Genomic DNA, 21,899 nt, shown 5'->3' on the forward strand with positions numbered 1-21,899 from the left:
TTATGGTTTTTGTATTTTTTTTATGTCGAGCATGTGCGAGCCATGCTTAATCTTGGTTTCTAAGTATGCTTGGTTTCCCGTTAAGCCCACCTTAATATGCGCCGACGTGCCCACGACAGCTTTCACATCGATGCCATTATCAGCTAACGCACTGAGTTTTTTAGGGTTATTGGTCATCAGTTTGACCTGCGTCACAGCCAACGCTTTAAGCATGAGTACCGCATCGGAAAACTCACGCAAATCATCAGCAAAGCCCAAGTGGTTGTTGGCCTCATAGGTGTTCATACCTTGAGACTGTAAAACATAGGCGTCGAGCTTATTGTACAACCCTATGCCTCGCCCCTCTTGACGCAGGTATAACAATATTCCGCCCTGTTGGTGCATTAATTCGATACTTTCATTGAGCTGCTCACCGCAGTCACAACGACTGGAGTGGAAAACGTCGCCGGTTAAACACTCAGAGTGCATGCGAATAAGCGGTGTCTGCTGATGCTTGTCCGCCTCATTAAAAATTAGTGCAACATGCTCTTGGCCATCTTTTAGCCCAGAAAATGAGACAATTTCTGCCGGGATATCACTGTTTTTGCCCACATTTAATTGGACCCTAGCTCTTACTTCAGCCACGACGACTCACTCTTTTATAAAAAACAACTGTGATAGTATAACAAGCCGCTGCTCAGAATCAGCCGCTATATGCTTTTAAATGGGGCTATATTAACACGAAACAACAATACCAAGCGATGGCTAATCATGGGAAACATGTGCTCAATACGGTGGTGGTAGCCGTATACATAAATGGTGATTGTGCTGGCGGGGAGCTGAAAACCTTGCAGCCAGTGGGTGCTCGCGACTATGATCACCCTTAATGCTACGCGTTGTGCCAAAGTGGAATAGGTCATACACACTTGGTGTCATCGCTTTGTGAACGACTAATCACGCCAACAACAGGGGCTATTATGATAAAAACAATCGCATCACAACTCACTGCATTCGGGGTATCGCTGGCCTTCGCCTTGTGCACCCTGGTTTTTGCACCTGCACTGCACGCTGAGTCAGCACAGACGATTACGCAGCAACAACTGATGGCGGATAGGTTCAGTGCCACGCCAATGACGCTGCTCGATGTGCGCTCAAAACAAGAGTATCAGCAAGGACATATCAAAGGTGCGGTAAACATCCCCCATAGCGAGATTGTTGAAAATGGCGCCACACTCAACAAAGACACAGCCATTGTGGTGTATTGTCGCAGTGGTCGTCGCGCAGGTATTGCTCTGGAGGCGCTTAAAGAACAAGGCTTTACCCAGCTATACCACTTAGAGGGTGATTTCTTAAAATGGCAACAAGCCGAACTGCCTTTAATTAACCAGCAGTAATCAACGCGCTGAGCGGCAGCCTTTGCTGCCGACTCATGTGATTAACTTGGGCAAGAAACAATTCCGCAGTAGCCAACGCATCGCTCAACGCATTGTGTTCCCGATAAACCGGCAACTGGTAGCGACGCCGACAGGCACTGAGCGATAATGCATCAAGCGCCACTTCCGTGCCCTGCCGCGCTAAACGGCGTTGCTCAATTTTCAAGGTATCCAACGTCAAGTAACGAAACTTTTGCCCCTGCTGTTTGTAAGCGCAACGCAAAAAGCGCTCATCGAGCAAAGCATTATGGAACACTAAAATACTGTCTTCGCAGGCAGCATCAAAGGCGCTCAGTATCGCCGCCATGGAATCGCCCTCGCTGATTAAACGCGACGCGGTGATACCGTGATAAATGGGCGATTGCGCTAGCTGCGACACCCCACTGTGCAACATATGGGCACTTTGGCGCGGGCAAATACGTTGATTTTCGATCACCACCCACGCCATGGATACAATTTCATGCTCCTTAGGGTTTAAGCCTGTTAGCTCTAAATCCACCACCACATATCGATGACGATGCCAACTATCAGTAAAGCCAAAATGGTCTTGGCCAAACATCGCTTTGAGCTTTTGCCACCATGCATAAGTCATAGTTACAAGCTCCCTCGCGCGAACTTAAAACTCGCCGCCTGCTGGGCCTGGCGCACCAAGTAAAATGCCTCCTTAAGTTGGTGGCGCTCGAGCGACGTTAAGGTATCGGGGTTAATGCAGTTACTTGGCACCGGCTCTTTATCCAGCTGAGCTTTAAGACGCAATTGCGTTAAATAGCGCCAGCAGTCTTTTAAATCAAAAATGTCTTTTTTCGATAACTGCCGAGTTTTTATCAGCGCATCCAAGCGCTCTAGGGTATTGGCACTGCGGATACCCTCTTGCAGTGCATACAGGCGAACAATGTCGTTAATAATCACAATACCGCGCTTTTTCAGGTCGATAAACTTGTGATGCTGGGCGTCGGTTTGCGTTTTTAGTTGATGGAACAGTCCGATAGGCACCGAATTTTGGTTCAGCTCACTGGCCAGAGCCCGGTAAAAAAGCTGATCGCGGTTTTGCTTGCCAAGCGACGTTGTAAATGCCGCAAACAAATCACTGGAGCCGGTGATAAAGCGAATATCAAAGAAGATTTTACAGTTGAGCATGGCCTCAGGCGTGGGACTACCGAGCCAGCGAGCAAACTTTTCTAACCAGGCCGATATCGATAGCCGACATTGCGGATTACTGGCCATGATGTTCCCTGGGCAGCGGACAATGCCGCAAACATCGAGCTGCTCACACACAAACTCGCCCATGCCACGAAAATAATCAGCCTCAGCATCGCTCAATTGGTCGGGCAACAGCAAACCATTATCTTGATCAGAGTGCAGCGTTTGTTCTTCCCGTGCTTGTGAGCCGAAGCAAATCCAGCTAAAACGCTTAGGCGCATCGCCATGGCGTTGTTGGTATAATTGAATCAATCGCGTGGTCAACGCATCACTAATACCACTAAGTAGCTTACCCACCAAGGTGGTGTCTTCGATATGATAAGCAAAGCTATCGAGTAGACTCGGTACCTCACCGGCATAGCGTTTTAAATCGGCAACCCCCGCCGCCTTATAAATGCGACCGATGAGCTGCACGGGATCGCTTTTTTGCTGCCGTAATAAGTCGGTCGCGGTCACCATGCCCACCGGCTGATGCGCCTCGTTCAGTACCGGCAAATGGTGAATATTGTGCTTGAGCATTAAATGCATAGCCGAAAATACCCGGTTATTCTCGAAAATGTATTTAGGGTGGGCGGTCATAATGGCTTGCAAAGGTTGCTCAGGGTCCACCCCTGCTGCCAGAACTCGAGTGCGCAAGTCGCGGTCGGTGACCACCCCGAGCAACTTGGTGTCTTCGCTGTGGGTTACCATAATCGATGACACCCGCTGGTCACTCATCAGTTGGGCGCATTGCCTAATACTGGCCTCAGGGCCCAGAGTAACGGCTTGGCGAGTCATCAGCTCGGCAATTTTACGTTCTGACCAGCTATCACTGTGATGTTGATATTTCGATGACAATAAGCGATTCGAGTGTGCACGGACAAAGTACTGCTCAAAGGGTTTATATTCGTGGCGCAAATAATCAAAACTGGACTGACTGAGAATATATACCAGAGCTTCCTGCTTTATCTCGATACGGTTTTTAATGGCCTCACCGCTGAGTAGCGATGGATAGCCGAAGTAATCACCCGCACTTAAGCGCGCGACCGCTTCTCCGCTTGGTGCGACGATTTCTAGGCTACCGCTGCGAATAAGAAATAGTTTTGGGTCGTCAGAATCAAGCCACTGATGCTGGTTCTCTCGCGTGACATAAATAACTTCAAGGTGATGACAAAAGTATTCACAGGCAGAGCGCTCTAACGTATTAAACGGGGCCTGTTCAATGACAAAATCGATAATATCTTGATGCTGTGGGCTCACTATCCACACCTCAACTGATCACTGCTGTGTCTACCTATTTATCAGCGTGTTGGCCAACCATAGAAAAACACCGCATCCTGCATATAGCTTAAATCTAGGCTGAAAACAGCGACAAAAAAAGCCCGACCTTGGTCTAAGGCCGGGCTTGTTTGTGTGCTTCGCACATTAGTGTGCGTGTGCGGTACCTGATCCTTTCGGGTTACGGATCCCCTCGACCATCTCACGAATCTCTTCTGGTGTCTCAGCAGTCATACGCTGAACTACCACGGCGACCACAAAGTTTACCACCATACCGAGCAAACCAATGCCCTCAGGGGAGATACCGAACAGCCAATGCTCGGCACTATTTAGGTCGGGGCTGATAAACTTGAAGTAGATGATGTACGCAGCGGTAAAGCCGATACCCGTTACCATACCGGCAATCGCCCCTTCTTTATTCATGCGCTTAGAGAAAATGCCCATGATAATCGCAGGGAAGAAGCTGGCCGCTGCCAAGCCGAAGGCGAAGGCCACCACCGATGCCACGAACCCGGGCGGGTTAATGCCAAAGTAGGCGGAGATGCCAATGGCCACCATTGCCGCTAATCGCGCTGCCAGTAGCTCTTGCTTGTCGCTGATATTTGGTTTCAAGGTACGCTTCAACAAGTCGTGGGACACCGAGGTTGAAATGACCAATAATAAACCCGCAGTGGTCGACAATGCCGCAGCAATACCACCGGCTGCAACCAAGGCGATAACCCAAGCCGGTAAATCAGCGATCTCTGGGTTAGCAAGCACCATAATATCGCGATCGACACTCACCTCGTTGGCACTGCTTGGGTCGTTAACATCCCCTGCTGAGTAGTACATGCGGCCGTCATCATTTTTGTCATTGAACGTGATTAAGCCGGTTTTTTCCCAGTTTTTAATCCACGTAGGGGCTTCGCTGTATAGCGTTCCGCTGCCATCTTTGCCATTGATAGTGTCAATCATATTAACACGCGCGAAAGACGCAACTGCCGGTGCCGTGGTATACACGATGGCAATGAACACTAAAGTCCAAGCCGCAGAGATACGGGTGTCACGCACTCGAGGTACAGTGAAGAAGCGAACAATTACATGAGGCAAGCCCGCAGTACCAACCATTAAGGCGCCGGTAATAGCGAACACATCAATCATGCTCTTGGAGCCTTCGGTGTATTGCGCAAACCCGAGCTCGGTACTGAGGCCATCGAGTTTATCGAGCATATAAGCTCCCGAGCCATCACTCAGTGTCGCCCCAAAGCCAGTTTGTGGCAGCAAGTGACCAGTCATCATCAACGAGATAAAGATTGCCGGAACCAAATAAGCAAAAACAAGTACACAGTACTGCGCTACTTGGGTGTAAGTGATGCCTTTCATACCGCCTAATACGGCATAGAAGAACACAATCACCATACCAATGTAGACGCCAGTTTCAATGTCTACTTCAAGGAAGCGTGAGAACACTACGCCCACACCACGCATTTGCCCTGCGATATAAGTAAAGCAGATGAAGATAGCGCAGAAGATGGCCACCATACGCGCCGCTTGTGAGTAATAGCGATCGCCAATAAAGTCCGGCACGGTAAACTTACCGAACTTACGAAGATAAGGCGCAAGGCACAGCGCAAGTAACACATAACCGCCGGTCCAGCCCATTAGATACACACCGCCATCATAACCGGCGAAAGAAATAATCCCCGCCATAGAGATAAACGACGCAGCACTCATCCAATCTGCAGCGGTTGCCATTCCGTTTGCCAAAGGTGGTACGCCGCCCCCAGCTACATAGAAGTCGTTGGTTGAGCCCGCTCGAGCCCAAATAGCAATACCGATGTACATGGCAAAGCTAAGGCCAACAATTAAAAAAGTTAACGTTTGAACATCCATCACTGCGCTCCTTATTCGTCTACGCCGTATTTTTTATCTAACGCATTCATTTTGTGTGCGTAGACAAAAATAAGAACCACAAAGGTATAAATGGCGCCCTGTTGCGAGAACCAAAAACCCAGTTTAAACCCGAAGAAACGCACCTCATTGAGTACGTCGACTAGCAAAATGCCACAGCCAAATGAAACCACGAACCACACCACTAGCAATTTAAACACTAGACTGAGGTTTTCGTTCCAATAGGCTTTAGCGTGATCTGCATCTTTAAAAGCCATTTTCGTATCCCCTTCACGTCACACTAAAAGTATGACTGGTTGTTATCATCACTTTTGAATCTAGCAACGCCAGCGCCAGAGGAAATTCAGACCTTAGTCGTAACAAAAACTTAACGTCAATAACATCGAGAACACGATTTAAAATAAAGTTATAATTTTCATGAGTTTAGAGTTTAATATAGATAAACTCAGGACGTTTTTCGAAGGTGAACAAGGGCTTAATACATTAGTCTAATAACCTTAAGTCGCATGCGCTGAGCACTTAAAAATCACTGCTAAATAGGCTGTGGGTTTGCTATGGTATTTGCTACTAATAACAATAACGCTGCGGCTTATGACCCTCGCTCTTATCTTCGTATCCTTGGTGTACATCTCTTTGCTGTTTTGGCTGGCAAATTGGGGCGACAAAACTACGCCTTGGGCCAAATACATTAGTCACCACCCCTTTGTGTACGCACTGTCTTTGGGGATTTATTGCACCTCGTGGACTTATTATGGCTCAGTGGGCACAGCGGCAAGCAGCGGTTGGAGCTATCTGCCTATTTTGCTGGGCCCGGCATTGTTGTTTATCTTCTGTCAGGGCTTTTTACGCAAACTGGTATTGGTCAGTAAAAAACAAAATATCACCACCATTGCCGATTTTATCTCTGCGCGCTATGGCAAACGCCAACTGAGCGCTATCTTAGTCACGTTTATCGCGCTGATGGCCACCATTCCTTACATTGCGTTGCAACTCAAAGCACTTTCCAGCAGCTTTTTGTTACTCCCCGGCGGGGCTCAGGTATCCGGCACTATATTGGCGCTTAGTGGTGCGCTAATCATGGCCGTTTTTGCCATTTTCTTTGGTACCCGCAAGGTCGATGTCACCGAATACCGCTCGGGACTGATGCTCGCGGTGGCGTTTGAATCCTTGATAAAGTTGCTGGCACTCATTTTCGTCGCAGGCCTTGCGGTGTACACCCTTTATTCGTTGCCCGGTTCTGTCTCCCTTGACGCAATCTGGCAGCATTGGCAAAGCTCCGATATGCTCAGCTTTGGCTTTATCGGTCAAACCTTGATGGCCGCCGCTGCAATCATTTGCTTGCCACGTCAGTTCCACGTCACCGTGGTTGATAATCAGGATATCCGTCATTTAAAGACCGCACGCTGGGCTTTTCCTCTATACCTTTTGCTTATTGGCGCTATGATCCTACCCATCGCTAGCGCCGCCATCATGCCGCAAATCGGCCACGGGCACAGTGCTGATAGCTTTGTTCTCGCCTTTCCGTTAAGTACTGGACACTGGTTACTCACTACCTTCGTGTTTATCGGTGGACTATCGGCCGCGACCGCGATGATTGTAGTAGCAACACTGACCCTAAGCACCATGGTGTCTAACGATGTGGTGCTGCCACTGATACTCAAGCGTAAGTTTCGCCGCAACCAAATTAACCGTAGTTATCGTGCCCGCATCTTGTTAGTCAGGCGCTTTACTATTGCCGCCATCCTGCTGCTTTCCTACCTGTACCAACAAGTATTTGGTCACGGCGAAACGTTAGCGTCTATGGGGTTGGTTGCTTTTTCGTTGGTAACTCAGTTGCTTCCGGCTATTGTTGGCGGCTTATACTGGCGCCGAGGCCATGCATATGGCGTGTATGCCGGACTGACTGCCGGAGTGATCTGCTGGATGCTGTTTTTAATGCTGCCCATTATGAACACTCCCACAGTGTTAGATAGCACCGCGCAGCAAGAATTGATTACTCAAGGAACGTTGATAGCGCTATTCGCTAACATCTGTTGTTATATCAGCTTCTCTCTTGGAGCTCAGGAGCGATTGATAGACCGTATTCAGGCCGCCGCTTTTGTGAACCCCAAAGAGCAGCTTAACTTCGCCAAGCGACTAAACAAACACGTTAATGCCACGATTTATGACTTTAAGGTGCTGCTGCAAACCTTTTTAGGCGCCCAGCGCAGTAGCCAAGTATTAAGCCACTACCAAGCCAACAACGAGCTCAATGACAATAATACCCAACCCTCTAATGAATTTATTGCTTATTGTGAGCGCGCTCTTACCGGGGTGCTGGGGGCATCGTCGGCGCAAGCATTGATACAAACGGTGGCCAGCGGTAAGCAATTAGCCTTTGAGGAGGTGGTCAACTTCTTTGATGAAACCACCCAGGCGTTGCGGTTTAACCAAAACTTACTCTTTACCTCCTTAGAGAACCTCAGTCATGGCATCTCAGTGGTCGATAAAGACTTAAATTTAGTCGCGTGGAACAAGCGTTATGCCGAAATGTTTAACTATCCCGAAGGTTTCTTACAACAGGGCCAACCGATTGAAGAAGTGATTCGCTACAATGCGCAACGTGGCGAGTGCGGCCCGGGAGAAATTGAGCATCATGTGGAAAAGCGCGTCCGCCACCTGCGTAATGGCAGCTCACATCACTTCATTCGCCATCGGCGCAGCGGTCAGGTCTATGAAATGATAGGAAACCCACTGCCAGACGGTGGTTTTGTGACCAGTTTTTCGGATATTACCGCACACATGGCGACACAAAACGCACTGGAAGAAGTGAACATGGACTTGGAAAATCGCATTGAAGCGCGCACGCAAGAGATCCGCGCAATCAACCAAGATCTGAAAACACAAATGGCTAGCAGGGAGCAAACCGAGCAAGCCCTAAAAGCGGCCAAACAAGAAGCTGAGCGCGCCAATGACAGTAAAACCCGCTTTCTCGCTCTAGCCAGCCATGACATTCTGCAGCCGCTGAATGCGGCGCGCCTCTACCTTGCGGCAATTGATGAGCAAACATTAACCCCGCATAACGCCAGCAGCTTAGATAAACTCGGAGATAGCCTCGATAGCACCGTACATTTGATGTCAGCCCTGCTCGATATTGCCAAACTCGACCAAGGCGCGATGACCCCCAGTCCGAAGCATTTTCATATCGACGATATATTAGCGCCGCTGGTCAATGAATACGCCATTTTATGCGCCGATAAGGGCCTAGAAATTACCTTGCGCTCGCGCAATGATGTGGTTCATAGCGATATCACTTATTTACGCCGAATTCTACAAAACCTACTTTCTAATGCCGTTAAATATACCGAGCGCGGCAAGGTGCTTATTGCTTGTCGTCGCCGTAAACACCATTTAAGTATTGAGGTATGGGATACAGGACTGGGCATTGGCGAGCGTGAACAACAAAAGATATTCGACGACTTTTATCGCGTTGAATCTGGCGATAATAAAGGCGTTGGCCTCGGCCTCGGCGTTGTCAAGCGCATGGTAGAGCTGCTCTCACACCGGCTGACAATGCGCTCCACCTTAGGCCAAGGGAGCTGCTTTAAGGTAGAAGTTCCTTATGGCAACGCACAGCGTATCAGCAGCCCTACAGAGCAACACACCGGTGCCCGCGCACAAGCTCATTATGATGTACTGGTCGTTGATGACGAAGCTGAAAACATCACCGCCATGACCCACTTACTAAATAAGTGGGGTGCCAACAGCCAAGGTTGCTCCAGTGGCGAGCAAGCACTCGAATGGGTGCAAAACGGGGGGGCTATCGATGTGATTCTAATGGACTATCAACTTGGTCATGATGAAGACGGCTTAAGTCTTATCGAAAAAATACGCGCCCTGCGTGGCCCCATACCGGCTATTTTAATTACCGCAGTACGCGATGACGAAGTAAAACAAAAAGCGAAAGAAGCGGGTGTTCACTATCTTTCTAAGCCAGTAAAACCCGCAAAGTTAAAGGCACTGTTAAATCATTCTCTTTAGGGCATAATGCCTAATGTGTTCACACATTAGGAATGAGGAATGAAAAAAGTACTATTGGCGCAATGCCCCGACGAAGAGGGGTTAATCGCGAAAATTACCGGGCTGTGTTTTGAGCATAACCTGAATATTACCCGCAACAACGAATTTGTTGATAAGCAGCATGGGCGTTTCTTTATGCGCACTGAGCTGGACGGAAACTTTGATAATCTTGATTTACTAGCCGAATTGCAGGCATCACTACCCAGTGGTTCTACGCTTTCCCTGCATGGCGGTGAAGCAACCAAGGTGGTGCTACTGGCCACCAAAGAGGCACACTGCCTTGGTGGAGTGTTGCTTAAGTGCTTCGAGCAGGCATTAAATATTGAAGTGCAGGCAGTGATCGCCAACTACCCCGACCTCGCGCCTTTAGCTGCTGGGTTCAATGTGCCTTTTCACTGTATTAGCCATGAAGGCCTAAGCCGTGACGAGCATGATGCTTTAGTTGGCGATAAAATCGCCGAGTATGCCCCGGATATGATTGGCCTTGCCAAATACATGCGTATTCTCAGCCCCGAATTTGTCGCTCGTTTTAGTGGCCGAATAATCAATATTCACCACTCTTTCTTGCCTGCTTTCATTGGCGCTAAGCCATACCACCAAGCGTTTGAGCGTGGCGTTAAAATCATTGGCGCCACAGCCCACTTTGTTACTGATGAACTTGATGAAGGCCCCATTATTATGCAACAGGTCACTCCGGTGACTCACGCTGACAGCGCCTTGAGTATGGCTAAAAAAGGCCGCGACGTAGAGAAGCAGGTATTTTGTAAGGCACTTGAGCTTGCAGCCGAGCACAAGCTCTTCATAAATGGTAACCGAACGGTGGTATTTGACTAAGCTTTACTGGTTATCGGCGCTCAGCGCTTGCAGTGCCGATAACGCCTGCTCGGCCTTGTTGCTGGGAACAAACACGTGATCATGATAAAACGCAGCGATAATGTTGGCACTGATGTCCGCCGCAGCTAAGGTGTCCGCAACGGCAGCACTGAGGCCCACTGCGTCTAAAGCAGAATGAACATTTAGGGTGATTTGCCGGTAGGTGGTGGCACTATCAAAACCGGCTTGTTGCGCCGCATTGGCCTCAAGTACCAGTGTCATACCCTCTTTTTCACTAAACGCAGCAAGGGGATTAAGCTGAGTATAATCAGATAACAACCCCGGTACACAGCAAAAAACATACTCTTGGGGCTGTAATTGTGGCTCAAGATTAGCTAACAACGTATGCAGATCCGTAATTGCGCTCATAGTTCCTCCAGTGGCGATTATTCGCTTTGATTTTCAAGAGGCTCCAACTGTAGCTTTGAGGCAATTAACACCGCTTGGGTACGATTATAGACACCGAGTTTGCGGAAAATCGCCGTAATGTGCGCTTTCACTGTCGCCTCAGAAATATTCAACTCATAAGCAATTTGTTTATTCAACAAACCTTCGTGCAAGTAGCTTAACACTCTATACTGTTGCGGTGTCAATGAAGCGACCTGGACCGCCAGTTCTTTATCCTCACCGCTGATCGCCTCGACCTTGTCTTTGATCTCCTCAGGCAGCCACGTATCGCCCTCCAACATGTGCGATATAGCATCAGCAATTTGCTGTGCCGAAGATGATTTGGGAATAAAGCCCATGGCACCGTAGCCCATCACTTTTGATACTATGTGTAAATCTTCACTGCCAGAAACCACAGCGATAGGAAGGTCAGGATAATCTTCACGGATGCGAATTAAGCCATACAAATCGCCATTACCGGGCATATGCAAATCCAGCAATAAAATGTCTAGCTCTGGCTGCTCATCGAGTACCGCCAAGGTACTGTCGAAGGTATCAGATTCAAATACTTCTAGGGGGGTAAACTGCTTTGTCAGTGCCCCTTTTAATGCTTCACGAAATAATGGGTGATCGTCCGCGATTAAAAACTGACTCATGCTGTGCTCCTAAAAAAATCGGCCGTCATCGCTTGATGACAGCCGATAGTCTACGTTTAGAATCGTTCGTTAATCAAGTTCTTAACGCCTAATTAACGATTTAGACGGTTTTCAATGAGATCGTCCACCACGCCAGGATCCGCCAGCGTCGAGGTATCGCCTAATTGCTGGTGCTCATTGGCAGCAATTTTACGCAAAATACGACGCATAATTTTACCTGAGCGGGTTTTAGGTAGTCCCGGCGACCATTGAATCATATCCGGAGAGGCAATGGGGCTAAGCTCTTTACGCACCCAGTTCCGCACTTCCTTAGTCAATTCATCGCTAACCTGCACGCCATCATTTGGGGTAATGTAAACGTAAATCCCCTGCCCTTTAATGTCATGTGGATAACCAACCACGGCAGCCTCGGCGACAGCCTCGTGCGCCACCAAGGCACTTTCAATTTCTGCGGTACCTAAGCGGTGACCTGACACATTAAGTACATCATCTACGCGGCCGGTGATCCAATAATAGCCATCTTCATCACGACGACAACCATCACCGGTGAAGTACACCCCAGGATAGGCTGAGAAGTAGGTTTGCTCAAAACGCTCATGATCGCCGTACACCGTGCGTGCTTGCGACGGCCAGCTATCGAGAATAACAAGGTTACCGTCAACCGCACCCTCAAGGTTATTTCCCTCGGCATCGTAAAGTGCTGGGGCAATACCAAAGAAAGGTCGTGTCGCTGAGCCAGGCTTCATATCGGTTGCACCCGGCAGCGGCGTGATCATGATGCCGCCAGTTTCGGTTTGCCACCAAGTATCCACAATAGGACATTGGCTATTACCAATATTTTCGTAATACCATGCCCAGGCCTCTGGGTTAATGGGCTCGCCCACCGAACCCAATACCCGCAATGATGAGCGTGTTGAACTGGCGGTGGGTTCATCGCCTTTTGCCATCAGCGCGCGAATGGCTGTAGGCGCAGTGTACAGAATCGTCACTTGATGCTTATCGACTACTTCCCCCATGCGCCCTGCACTTGGGTAGGTCGGCACACCTTCAAAGATCACTTGTGTACAGCCATTAACCAAAGGCCCATAAGCGATATAGCTGTGACCAGTAATCCAGCCGACATCAGCACTACACCAGTAGACATCGTCATCATGCACATCGAATACATATTCATGGGTCATGGAGGTATACACCAAATAACCGCCAGTAGAGTGCACGACCCCTTTAGGCTGACCCGTGGAGCCCGAGGTATAAAGAATAAATAAAGGATCTTCAGCGTCCATCACCTCTGGCTCGCAGTGGCTAGGCTGATCGGCGACTAAATCGTGCCACCACAGGTCGTGACTGTGCCACTGCACGTCACCACCGGTAAGTTGATGCACAATAACATGCTCGACCGTAGTCACTGACTCTTGGCTCACAGCCTCATCGACATTGGCTTTCAATGGCACGGTGCCACCGCCACGGCGACCTTCATCTGAGGTGATCACCACTTTAGCGCCGCTGTCGTTGATACGATCGGCGATTGCAGAAGGCGAAAAACCACCGAACACCACCGAGTGCACGGCACCAATACGCGCGCATGCTTGCATCGCGTAGACAGCCTGCGGCGTCATCGGCATATAAATAGCCACACGATCGCCCTTACTAACGCCTAGTTTGCGCAGGCCATTAGCCAGTTTACACACCTCATCATGCAATTGCTGGTAGCTAATATGCTCGCTTTGGCTCGGGTCATCTCCTTCCCAAATCAATGCGGTCTTATTGGCTTTATGTTCTAAATGACGATCAATACAATTATATGATGCATTGAGTTGCCCGTCTTCGAACCACTTAATGCTGATATGGCCTTTATCAAAAGAGGTATTTTTTACCTTTGTATAGGGGGTATACCAGTGCAAACGCTTACCATGTTCGGCCCAGAAGCCCTCGGGGTCATCTATGGACTGCTGATATAGTGCTTTGTATTTTTCGTTATCGACTAGTGCGTTGTTTTTGATGTTATCAAAAACCGGATAAATGCTCTGTGACATAACCGTCTCCATATCTTTTGTTGCCTGTAGGCTTGCCCACAGCATTACTCAGGGCTGAATGTTTCAGTATTAGACCTTAGTATGAAATCCCACAAATTGGCCACAAACCTGCCTACACTCAGCAAGTTAACTAACCACATACTCAGAGTTCGGCTATACCTTAGTCGTAAGACCAATAGGTAATTGCTCAAAATCATGGCAACGACCATGTTTTCATAGCTAGCTTGCAACAGGACAACTTCATTATGACAACACAAAAACGACTAACAACAACCTTTATGGCGGTGTGCGCTGCGCTTGGCTCGGTAGTGGGTAGTGCTCACGCGGCCACGATTGGCGACACCGATATTAGCTATGGCGGCTACGTCAAAGTTGATGCCATGTGGAGTGATTACTCCGCTGGCACCATTTCTGGCGACAGTATTGGCCGTGACTTTTATGTTCCCAGTACCACCCCCGTCGGGCCAGACGCAGATACCGATGCAGTATTTGATATGCATGCCCGCCAATCTCGTTTTAATTTTGGCACCAGTACCAAAGTGAGTAACGGAAAGACAGTAAAAACTAAAATCGAGCTAGATTTTATCGGCTCTGTTGGAGGCAACGAACGTGTCACCAACTCCTACTCACCGCGTCTACGCCAAGCCTTTATTACCTACGATGGCTGGCTATTTGGTCAAGCATGGTCTAATTTCCAAAACGTCAGTGCTTTGCCAGAAACACTTGATTTCGTTGGCCCAGCGGAGGGCACGGTGTTCGCCCGTCAGGCACAAGTCCGTTATAGCGTGGGTAATTGGGCATTTTCGGCCGAAAACCCAGAAAGCTCTATCACCGTCAATGGTGCTCGAGTAGAAACCGACGATGCCAGCATGCCTGATTTCACTGCCCGCTATAATCACAAAGCGGACTGGGGCCATATTGCTGTAACTGCGTTGGCGCGTCAGCTAACATACAAGCAAAACGGCTTTGATGAAGACGAAACCTCGTTTGGGTTGAGTGTTTCAGGGCGCGTGAATCTCGGCTCTGACAACCTTAAGTTTATGCTGACTCAAGGCAAAGGATTGGGTCGTTATGTCGGCCTTAACGTCGCCCATGGTGCGGTATTCGATGGTGATGAACTTGATGCCATTGACTCAACCTCAGGGTTTATTGGCTATCAACACCATTGGAATAATCACTTCAGATCGACTTTCCTTTATTCGTTCTTCAGCGCTGATAACAATACCGATTTACTCGCCTTCAGTGGCGACCCTACCGAAAGCAGCGTCAGTTACAGTGCCAACTTACTGTACTCGCCGGTTAAGAAGCTCACCTTCGGAGTTGAGTTTAAACACGCAGAGCGAGAAACCGAAAGCGGCGCCGATGGTGACTTAGAGCGCTTACAGTTTTCTGCAAAATATGCGTTTTAGTAGGGCTTAAACTTTAAACGAGAGCCTTGCTCTGCAGACATTGGATGACTTTTGGCCGCTTGTTGAGAGCGGCTTTTTATTTTTCGCAACAAAAGTGTGTTTGCAAATCATTCTCACTTAGATTAGTCTATGCACGATTTTTAACTCTCTGTGCTAAAAGATTATGTCTAAGAAAAGCTTCACTTTAAGTAAAATAGCAACGCTTTGCGCCGTTGCCCTGAGTACTTCAGCTTTTGCTGAGCAAGCAAAAGACAAAGATATTGAACGAGTTTCCGTGTATGGTCAGCACCATAAAAACTACATCACCGAACAAGCGGACTCGGCTTCTAAACTCGGCATCACCATTAAAGAAACGCCCCAGTCTATCTCTGTGGTGTCTCGTGCATTAATGGATGACTTTTCACTGGACGATATTAACGCTGTATTAGAGTCAACGCCGGGTGTCACTGTTGAGCAAATCGAAACAGACCGTACTTACTTTAAAGCCCGTGGTTTTGATATCACTAACTTCCAAGTTGATGGTTTAGGTATCCCTCAAGATGGTGGTGATGTGCATGGTACCCTTGATACCTCTATTTACGATCGCATTGAGATTGTCCGTGGTGCCAACGGTATTATGACTGGCGCGGGGACTCCTGCAGCGACCGTTAACATGGTCCTGAAAAAGCCTACCTATACGACTCAAGCCAGCGCCTCTGCATCTGTTGGCTCGTGGAATAAAAACCGTTTAGAGGTGGATGTTTCTGGCGCCTTAACTGATAACCACGCAATGCGCGCAGTGGTCACTAAGCAGCGTTCAGACTCCTACTTGGACCGCTACGCCACAGATTTAACCTTGGGTTATATCGCCTATGAAGGCCAGCTCACTGACAGCACTAAGGTATCAGTGAATTATATTCGTCAGTCAAAAGATGCCGATAGCCCTCTTTGGGGTGCCTTGCCACTGTTTTATGATGATGGCACGGCGACTGACTTCGACGTATCCACAAGCACGGCCGCTGATTGGTCTTATTGGAATAACGATAACGAACATATTTTTGTTGAGCTTGAGCAAAGTTTGGGAACCTCTTGGTTTATACGCGCTCGCTACGCGCACATGACCAATGAGCAAGACTCCGAGTTATTTTATGTCTACGGCACCCCAAATGCTGAAACCGGGCTGGGATTAACCGGCTACGCCAGTGAATACGACTATAAAGATCAGCAAAACCTTTATGATCTATACGCCACAGGTGATTTCTCACTGTTTGGACAAACTCATAACTTAGTGTTTGGTGTCAGTAGCGCCGATATGAACTACCAAGATAGTTCACTTTACGACTACACCACAGGCAATGGCTTCCCGGCGATGCCACCACTGGAGGACTTTGAAGGTAACGCACCTATTCCAACACTCGAGGATGCTTACAACGGCTCTAAAGTCGAGGCTGACCAAAAATCTGCTTACGCGTCGGCACGCTTCAAAATCACTGAGCCTTTAGCCATTCTTGCTGGCGGTCGTTATACCGAGTGGGATTCTGAGGGCCTATCTTACGGTAATTCCAAAGTGAACAGCTCAGAAGAGTTTATTCCTTATATTGGTGCTGTCTACGACTTTGCAGAGAATTACACCGTGTATGCCAGCTACACTGAAACCTTTGCGCCACAATCAGAGCAAGATCAAACCGGCATGGCTTTAGACCCAATCACCGGTGAGAGTAAAGAGCTGGGGATTAAAGCACAGTTGCTAGATGGTCAGTTGTTTGCCACTTTTGCTATTTTCGATGCTTTGCAAGATGGTATTGCCTTGCCTGACACCGCTCTTTCAACTCCTGACAACACGGTTTACTACGCTGCTGAAGGGATCAATAGCGATGGCTACGAGCTTGAACTCAGTGGTCGTCTCACTGATGACTTAAGTGCTAGCTTCAGCTACAGCCATGTAGATATTGAAGCCGGTGATGACGTCAATGAAGGTAAGCTAGTTCGTGATTACACCCCAGAAGACCAAGTTAAAGTGGCGCTGAATTATCAGGTCCCTGTAATTGAGGGTTTAAGCTTTGGTGCCAATTATCGCTGGCAAGCCAAAACGTCACGAGTGCAAAGCAATGGCACTATTCCTACAGTGACGACACAAGGTGCGTATGGCCTACTTGATTTAGTGGCCACTTACCAAGTGACTGAGCGCATCAGTGCAACCTTTAATATTAACAACGTGACCGATGAAAAGTACCTGCACAGCCTTTACTGGGCCCAGGGCTATTACGGTGCACCGCGTCACTATGCCTTCTCTATTAACTGGCAGCTTTAATTCCCTGTCTTAGTTAAACAGTAGAACGCCAAACTCTGTGTTTGGCGTTTTTTTATGCCTGGTTATTAGTCTTAAAGTCTGGCTAAAAATTATGGCAGGTGTGCTAGCGATGAAACTCCAGCCATAAAAAAACCAGCCCTTAGGCTGGTTTCGCTTACTCTTATTCAGTGCTTTGCTGTCTTACTCGCTCTGCGCTTCAGCAGCTAGCAGGTTGGTTTCACCGTCTTCAGGTTTAATGGTTGCTTTAAGCAGCAACATTTCCCGTAGCTTACCTTCAATCTCATTGGCAATCTCAACATTCTCTTTTAAGAACTTAATAGAGTTAGATTTACCTTGGCCGACTTTAGAGCCGTTGTAGCTATACCAAGCACCAGACTTTTCAATGAGCTTGTGCTTCACACCTAAATCAATCAGCTCACCCTCTTTGGAGATACCTTCACCATACATGATGATAAACTCGGCTTGCTTAAATGGCGGCGCCACTTTGTTTTTCACTACTTTGACGCGGGTCTCGTTGCCGATCACTTCATCACCGTCTTTCACTGAACCAATACGGCGAATGTCTAAACGTACAGACGAGTAGAACTTCAGGGCATTACCACCGGTGGTGGTTTCAGGGTTACCAAACATCACACCAATCTTCATACGGATTTGGTTGATAAACACACATAAGGTGTTTGAGCGTTTGATATTTGCCGTTAACTTACGCAGCGCCTGTGACATTAAACGTGCTTGCAAGCCAACGTGGCTGTCACCCATTTCGCCTTCAATTTCAGCTTTTGGTGTCAGTGCAGCTACCGAGTCAACAATGACCACATCAACGGCGCCTGAGCGTACTAGCATGTCACAAATTTCCAACGCTTGCTCACCAGTATCCGGCTGCGAAACCAGTAGCTCTTCAACATTAACACCCAGCTTTTCGGCGTAGACAGGGTCTAGGGCATGCTCGGCATCGACGAAAGCACAGGTTTTACCATCGCGCTGAGCTTGAGCAATGACTTGTAATGTAAGGGTTGTTTTACCTGACGATTCTGGGCCATAAATTTCAACAACACGCCCGGTCGGCAAACCACCTATACCTAGAGCGATATCGATTCCCAGTGAGCCGGTAGAAATGGCTTCAATATCCAAAGCCTGGCTATCACCGAGCTTCATAATTGAGCCTTTACCGAATTGACGCTCAATTTGCGAAACCGCTGCACTTAAGGCTTTTGATTTGTTATCGTTCATGCTGTTCTCCAAAATCGTTCTGTGCCACACGCTGGCTTAATGTGTCTTAGTATACTGTATGGAATTACAGTATCAAGCAGATTCTATAATTTTTACCGTCATCGCCAGAGCATGAACTATTGCTTGCTCGCGCACGTACGCGCGATCGCCGGTGAATACCTGCTGTTGCACGCTCACCTGCTGATTAAAGAACACCGCAAACCACACCAGCCCCACCGGTTTATCATCACTGCCGCCATCAGGACCGGCAATGCCTGACGTGACTACCGCCACATCAGCCTCTGCGGCTTGTGCTGCGCCAATAGCCATTTCACGCACGGTTTGTTCACTTACCGCGCCATAATCGGCCAATGTTTGCTTGCTCACGCCCAAGCGCTCGTGCTTAGCTTCATTGGAATAAGTCACCATCGCTTCGGCAAAATAGCGCGAGCTGCCGGGGGTATCGGTAATGGCATAAGCAATACCACCCCCGGTGCATGATTCAGCGGTAGTGATCATCATCTGCTTATCCGCTAGAATAGCGCCGAGCTGGGCAGCAAGGGTTTTCGTATTGTTCGTTGACTGGTGCTGTAAATTCATAACCATCCTTATTCGAGTGCGTGCATGTCAGCAAATCTCTACAGTGAAGATAATATAAAACAACAAACCCCGATGATGCAGCAATACCTGCGAATAAAAGCGCAACATCCCGATATTTTGCTGTTTTACCGTATGGGCGATTTTTATGAGCTGTTTTTTGATGATGCCATTCGCTCCGCCGAGCTGCTTGATATATCACAGACCTATCGTGGCAAAGCCGGCGGCGAGCCTATTCCCATGGCTGGTGTCCCCTACCATGCGGTGGAAAACTACCTCGCTCGCCTAGTACAGCTCGGTGAATCGGTGGCCATTTGCGAACAAGTGGGCGATCCGGCAACCAGCAAAGGCCCGGTTGAGCGCAAAGTCGTGCGTATTGTCACCCCGGGCACCATCACCGACGAAGCGCTATTAAAAGAGCGTCAAGACAACTTATTAGTCAGTGTGTATAAAAACCCACAAGGCCGTTTTGGCGTTGCCTATTTAGATATCAACTCCGGACGCTTTAATGTCGTTGAATGTGCTGACAATGACGCATTTAAATCCACTTTGCAACGCCTTAACCCGGCCGAACTACTCTATCCAGAAACCTTTGCTGATATGGCGCTTATAGAGCATATTAAAGGCACTCGTCGACGTCCGGAATGGGAATTCGATTTAGATACTGCCGTTACCGCACTATGTCAGCAATTTGGCACCCAAGACTTGATTGGCTTTGGTGTTCATGAAGCGAAGTTAGCGCTGACTGCCGCTGGCTGCCTATTACAGTATGTCAAAGACACGCAACGTACCGCCCTGCCCCATATTAAGGGCATTAGCCTCGAGCAAGATACGCAGGCCGTGGTACTCGACAGCGCCACCCGCAAAAACCTTGAGCTGACGCAAAATCTCAGTGGCGGTCTGGAAAACACCCTCGCGGCCGTGCTCGACAAAACCGCAACCCCCATGGGCTCGCGGTTATTGAAACGTCGCATTCATAACCCTATTCGCTGTCGCAAGGAGCTCAACCTTCGCCTTAATGCCATTAGCACCATCATCGACCAAGCCTGGCATATGGAGTTGCAGCCACTGCTACGTGCTGTAGGCGATGTTGAGCGTATCGTTGCCCGATTAGCGCTAGGCAATGCGCGCCCACGCGATCTCTCTCGCTTGCGCGCAGCGCTGGAGCAACTGCCTGAGCTACAGAATATGTTAGCGACCAGTCAGTGCCAGCGGATAAAACAAATTGCCACCGCCAGTCACCCCAATGATGAACTACTTCAATTACTGACACGCGCCATCGTTGATAACCCACCGGTGTTGATCCGCGATGGTGGAGTGATTGCTGAGGGTTACAACGATGAGCTCGACCATTGGCGTAACCTCTCGCAAGGGGCCACCGATGTGCTCACCGCCATGGAAGAGCGGGAGCGCGAGAGCACCGGTATTAGTACTTTGAAGATTGGCTACAACAAGGTACATGGCTTTTATATTGATATTAGCCGCGCCAACTCTCACTTAGTGCCAAGCCACTATATCCGCCGTCAGACCCTAAAAAATAACGAGCGCTATATTATCCCCGAGCTCAAAGAGCACGAAGATAAGGTGCTAGGTAGCCAAACTAAAGCGCTGGCGCTGGAAAAGCAGCTCTATGATGAGCTATTCACCCTCATTGCCCCGCACCTGGATGCATTGCAACAATTGGCGGCGGCATTAAGTGAATTAGACGTTCTGAATAACCTAGCAGAGCGCGCGCAAACGCTTAACTACGCGAAACCCGAGCTGCACGAAGGCGACGGCATTGTCATCAGTGAAGGGCGCCACCCTGTGGTTGAGCAGGTGATGACAGATCCCTTTATCGCCAACCCGGTGGAGCTCAATAATCAGCGCCGTATGTTGATGATCACCGGCCCGAATATGGGCGGTAAATCAACCTATATGCGCCAAACGGCACTGATTGTGTTAATGGCTCATATTGGCAGCTTTGTGCCAGCGGCACAGGCGAAAATCGGCTTGGTCGATCGTATTTTCACCCGTATCGGTGCCAGCGACGATCTCGCCTCTGGCCGCTCAACCTTTATGGTTGAGATGACCGAAACAGCCACCATTTTAAACAATGCCACAGCCCATTCGCTGGTGTTAATGGATGAGATTGGTCGCGGTACCAGTACCTATGACGGTTTGTCGCTTGCCTATGCCACGGCAGATTACTTGGCTCACAAAATTAATGCCAAAACCTTATTTGCCACCCATTACTTCGAGCTCACAGAGCTTGCCGAGCGTGAATCAGGGTTAGTTAACGTGCACTTAGATGCCATTGAACACAACGATACCATTGCCTTTATGCATAAAGTCTTAGAAGGCCCTGCAAGTAAGAGTTTTGGCTTACAGGTCGCAGCATTAGCGGGCGTGCCTAAGGCGGTGATCAACAGCGCTAAGCGCAAGCTCAAACAATTAGAGCAACAACCAGCAATTAACGCCAACACCTCGAGCACACAAGCGCAGCTGGATTTATTGGCGGAGCCCGAGCCCAGTGAGGTTGAGAATGAGCTCAGTAATATTAACCCCGACGATCTAAGCCCACGTCAGGCTCATGAGCTGTTATACCGGTTAAAAGAGCTGCTATAGCAACAATAAAGCCCGCAATT

At 48.7% G+C, this 21,899-nt stretch carries 16 protein-coding genes; 6 read left to right on the forward strand and 10 right to left on the reverse strand.

Annotated features, from left to right (window positions below):
* Positions 1-624, reverse strand: a complete 624-nt coding sequence (gene ribA / locus FIU82_RS11515) for a GTP cyclohydrolase II (protein ID WP_022946939.1) — start codon at positions 622-624, stop codon at positions 1-3.
* A 332-nt stretch (positions 625-956) separates the two neighbouring features.
* Between ribA and FIU82_RS11520 the strand changes: the two genes are divergently transcribed.
* Positions 957-1,373: a rhodanese-like domain-containing protein gene (locus tag FIU82_RS11520; protein WP_152441110.1), complete on the forward strand. Its 417-nt coding sequence runs from the start codon at positions 957-959 to the stop codon at positions 1,371-1,373.
* Here the strand turns inward: FIU82_RS11520 and FIU82_RS11525 are convergent.
* The 4 genes from FIU82_RS11525 to FIU82_RS11540 all read right to left on the reverse strand — a co-directional run bounded on the left by FIU82_RS11525 (position 1,360) and on the right by FIU82_RS11540 (position 6,016).
* Entirely contained in the window at positions 1,360-2,004 is a 645-nt protein-coding gene (locus FIU82_RS11525) for a 3'-5' exonuclease (RefSeq protein WP_152441111.1), read from the reverse strand. The genes FIU82_RS11520 and FIU82_RS11525 overlap by 14 nt on opposite strands.
* A 2-nt stretch (positions 2,005-2,006) precedes the next feature.
* Positions 2,007-3,851: a DUF294 nucleotidyltransferase-like domain-containing protein gene (locus tag FIU82_RS11530; protein ID WP_152441112.1), complete on the reverse strand. Its 1,845-nt coding sequence runs from the start codon at positions 3,849-3,851 to the stop codon at positions 2,007-2,009.
* A gap of 165 nt (positions 3,852-4,016) precedes the next feature.
* Positions 4,017-5,741, reverse strand: a complete 1,725-nt coding sequence (locus tag FIU82_RS11535; protein ID WP_022946944.1) for a sodium:solute symporter family protein — start codon at positions 5,739-5,741, stop codon at positions 4,017-4,019.
* 11 nt (positions 5,742-5,752) lie between these two features.
* Entirely contained in the window at positions 5,753-6,016 is a 264-nt protein-coding gene (locus FIU82_RS11540; protein ID WP_022946945.1) for a DUF4212 domain-containing protein, read from the reverse strand.
* Between the two features lie 334 nt (positions 6,017-6,350).
* Here FIU82_RS11540 and FIU82_RS11545 point away from each other — a divergent pair, with 334 nt between their 5' ends.
* A complete protein-coding gene (locus tag FIU82_RS11545; protein WP_152441113.1) occupies positions 6,351-9,779 on the forward strand; it encodes a PAS domain-containing hybrid sensor histidine kinase/response regulator in 3,429 nt (1,142 codons plus the stop codon).
* A 39-nt stretch (positions 9,780-9,818) separates the two neighbouring features.
* Complete coding sequence (gene purU, locus FIU82_RS11550) at positions 9,819-10,652, forward strand: formyltetrahydrofolate deformylase (protein ID WP_022946947.1); 834 nt, start codon at positions 9,819-9,821, stop codon at positions 10,650-10,652.
* A 3-nt stretch (positions 10,653-10,655) separates the two neighbouring features.
* Here the strand turns inward: purU and FIU82_RS11555 are convergent, their stop codons facing one another.
* The 3 genes from FIU82_RS11555 to acs all read right to left on the reverse strand — a co-directional run bounded on the left by FIU82_RS11555 (position 10,656) and on the right by acs (position 13,767).
* Entirely contained in the window at positions 10,656-11,060 is a 405-nt protein-coding gene (locus FIU82_RS11555) for an ACT domain-containing protein (RefSeq protein ID WP_022946948.1), read from the reverse strand.
* 17 nt (positions 11,061-11,077) lie between these two features.
* The gene (locus tag FIU82_RS11560; RefSeq protein WP_152441114.1) at positions 11,078-11,734 is read right to left on the reverse strand and encodes a response regulator transcription factor; all 657 of its coding nucleotides are present in this window, start codon (positions 11,732-11,734) and stop codon (positions 11,078-11,080) included.
* Between the two features lie 92 nt (positions 11,735-11,826).
* Positions 11,827-13,767: an acetate--CoA ligase gene (gene acs / locus FIU82_RS11565; RefSeq protein ID WP_138508979.1), complete on the reverse strand. Its 1,941-nt coding sequence runs from the start codon at positions 13,765-13,767 to the stop codon at positions 11,827-11,829.
* A gap of 278 nt (positions 13,768-14,045) precedes the next feature.
* Here acs and FIU82_RS11570 point away from each other — a divergent pair, with 278 nt between their 5' ends.
* Positions 14,046-15,176 carry a DcaP family trimeric outer membrane transporter gene (locus FIU82_RS11570; RefSeq protein WP_253946363.1) on the forward strand — a complete coding sequence of 377 codons (1,131 nt, stop codon included), beginning with the start codon at positions 14,046-14,048 and terminating at the stop codon, positions 15,174-15,176.
* 163 nt (positions 15,177-15,339) lie between these two features.
* A complete protein-coding gene (locus FIU82_RS11575) occupies positions 15,340-17,466 on the forward strand; it encodes a TonB-dependent siderophore receptor (protein WP_152441116.1) in 2,127 nt (708 codons plus the stop codon).
* A gap of 180 nt (positions 17,467-17,646) precedes the next feature.
* Here FIU82_RS11575 and recA read toward each other — a convergent pair whose 3' ends face one another.
* On the reverse strand, positions 17,647-18,696 hold the full coding sequence (gene recA, locus FIU82_RS11580; RefSeq protein ID WP_152441117.1) for a recombinase RecA: 1,050 nt from the start codon (positions 18,694-18,696) through the stop codon (positions 17,647-17,649).
* A gap of 72 nt (positions 18,697-18,768) precedes the next feature.
* Entirely contained in the window at positions 18,769-19,275 is a 507-nt protein-coding gene (locus FIU82_RS11585; RefSeq protein WP_152441118.1) for a CinA family protein, read from the reverse strand.
* 24 nt (positions 19,276-19,299) lie between these two features.
* Between FIU82_RS11585 and mutS the strand changes: the two genes are divergently transcribed.
* Positions 19,300-21,879, forward strand: a complete 2,580-nt coding sequence (gene mutS, locus FIU82_RS11590; RefSeq protein WP_152441119.1) for a DNA mismatch repair protein MutS — start codon at positions 19,300-19,302, stop codon at positions 21,877-21,879.
* Positions 21,880-21,899 lie beyond the last annotated feature (20 nt).

The organism is Pseudoalteromonas sp. THAF3, from assembly GCF_009363775.1.
GTDB lineage: Bacteria > Pseudomonadota > Gammaproteobacteria > Enterobacterales > Alteromonadaceae > Pseudoalteromonas > Pseudoalteromonas ruthenica.

Excerpts from the sequence above, each read along its gene's own strand:
- recA (WP_152441117.1), bottom strand. The coding sequence starts at position 18,696 with ATGAACGATAACAAATCAAAAGCCTTAAGTGCAGCGGTTTCGCAAATT.
- FIU82_RS11520 (WP_152441110.1), top strand. The coding sequence starts at position 957 with ATGATAAAAACAATCGCATCACAACTCACTGCATTCGGGGTATCGCTG.
- FIU82_RS11560 (WP_152441114.1), bottom strand. The coding sequence starts at position 11,734 with ATGAGTCAGTTTTTAATCGCGGACGATCACCCATTATTTCGTGAAGCA.
- FIU82_RS11555 (WP_022946948.1), bottom strand. The coding sequence starts at position 11,060 with ATGAGCGCAATTACGGATCTGCATACGTTGTTAGCTAATCTTGAGCCA.
- FIU82_RS11535 (WP_022946944.1), bottom strand. The coding sequence starts at position 5,741 with ATGGATGTTCAAACGTTAACTTTTTTAATTGTTGGCCTTAGCTTTGCC.
- FIU82_RS11545 (WP_152441113.1), top strand. The coding sequence starts at position 6,351 with ATGACCCTCGCTCTTATCTTCGTATCCTTGGTGTACATCTCTTTGCTG.
- FIU82_RS11540 (WP_022946945.1), bottom strand. The coding sequence starts at position 6,016 with ATGGCTTTTAAAGATGCAGATCACGCTAAAGCCTATTGGAACGAAAAC.
- FIU82_RS11570 (WP_253946363.1), top strand. The coding sequence starts at position 14,046 with ATGGCGGTGTGCGCTGCGCTTGGCTCGGTAGTGGGTAGTGCTCACGCG.
- FIU82_RS11585 (WP_152441118.1), bottom strand. The coding sequence starts at position 19,275 with ATGAATTTACAGCACCAGTCAACGAACAATACGAAAACCCTTGCTGCC.
- FIU82_RS11525 (WP_152441111.1), bottom strand. The coding sequence starts at position 2,004 with ATGACTTATGCATGGTGGCAAAAGCTCAAAGCGATGTTTGGCCAAGAC.
- acs (WP_138508979.1), bottom strand. The coding sequence starts at position 13,767 with ATGTCACAGAGCATTTATCCGGTTTTTGATAACATCAAAAACAACGCA.
- FIU82_RS11575 (WP_152441116.1), top strand. The coding sequence starts at position 15,340 with ATGTCTAAGAAAAGCTTCACTTTAAGTAAAATAGCAACGCTTTGCGCC.
- mutS (WP_152441119.1), top strand. The coding sequence starts at position 19,300 with ATGTCAGCAAATCTCTACAGTGAAGATAATATAAAACAACAAACCCCG.
- purU (WP_022946947.1), top strand. The coding sequence starts at position 9,819 with ATGAAAAAAGTACTATTGGCGCAATGCCCCGACGAAGAGGGGTTAATC.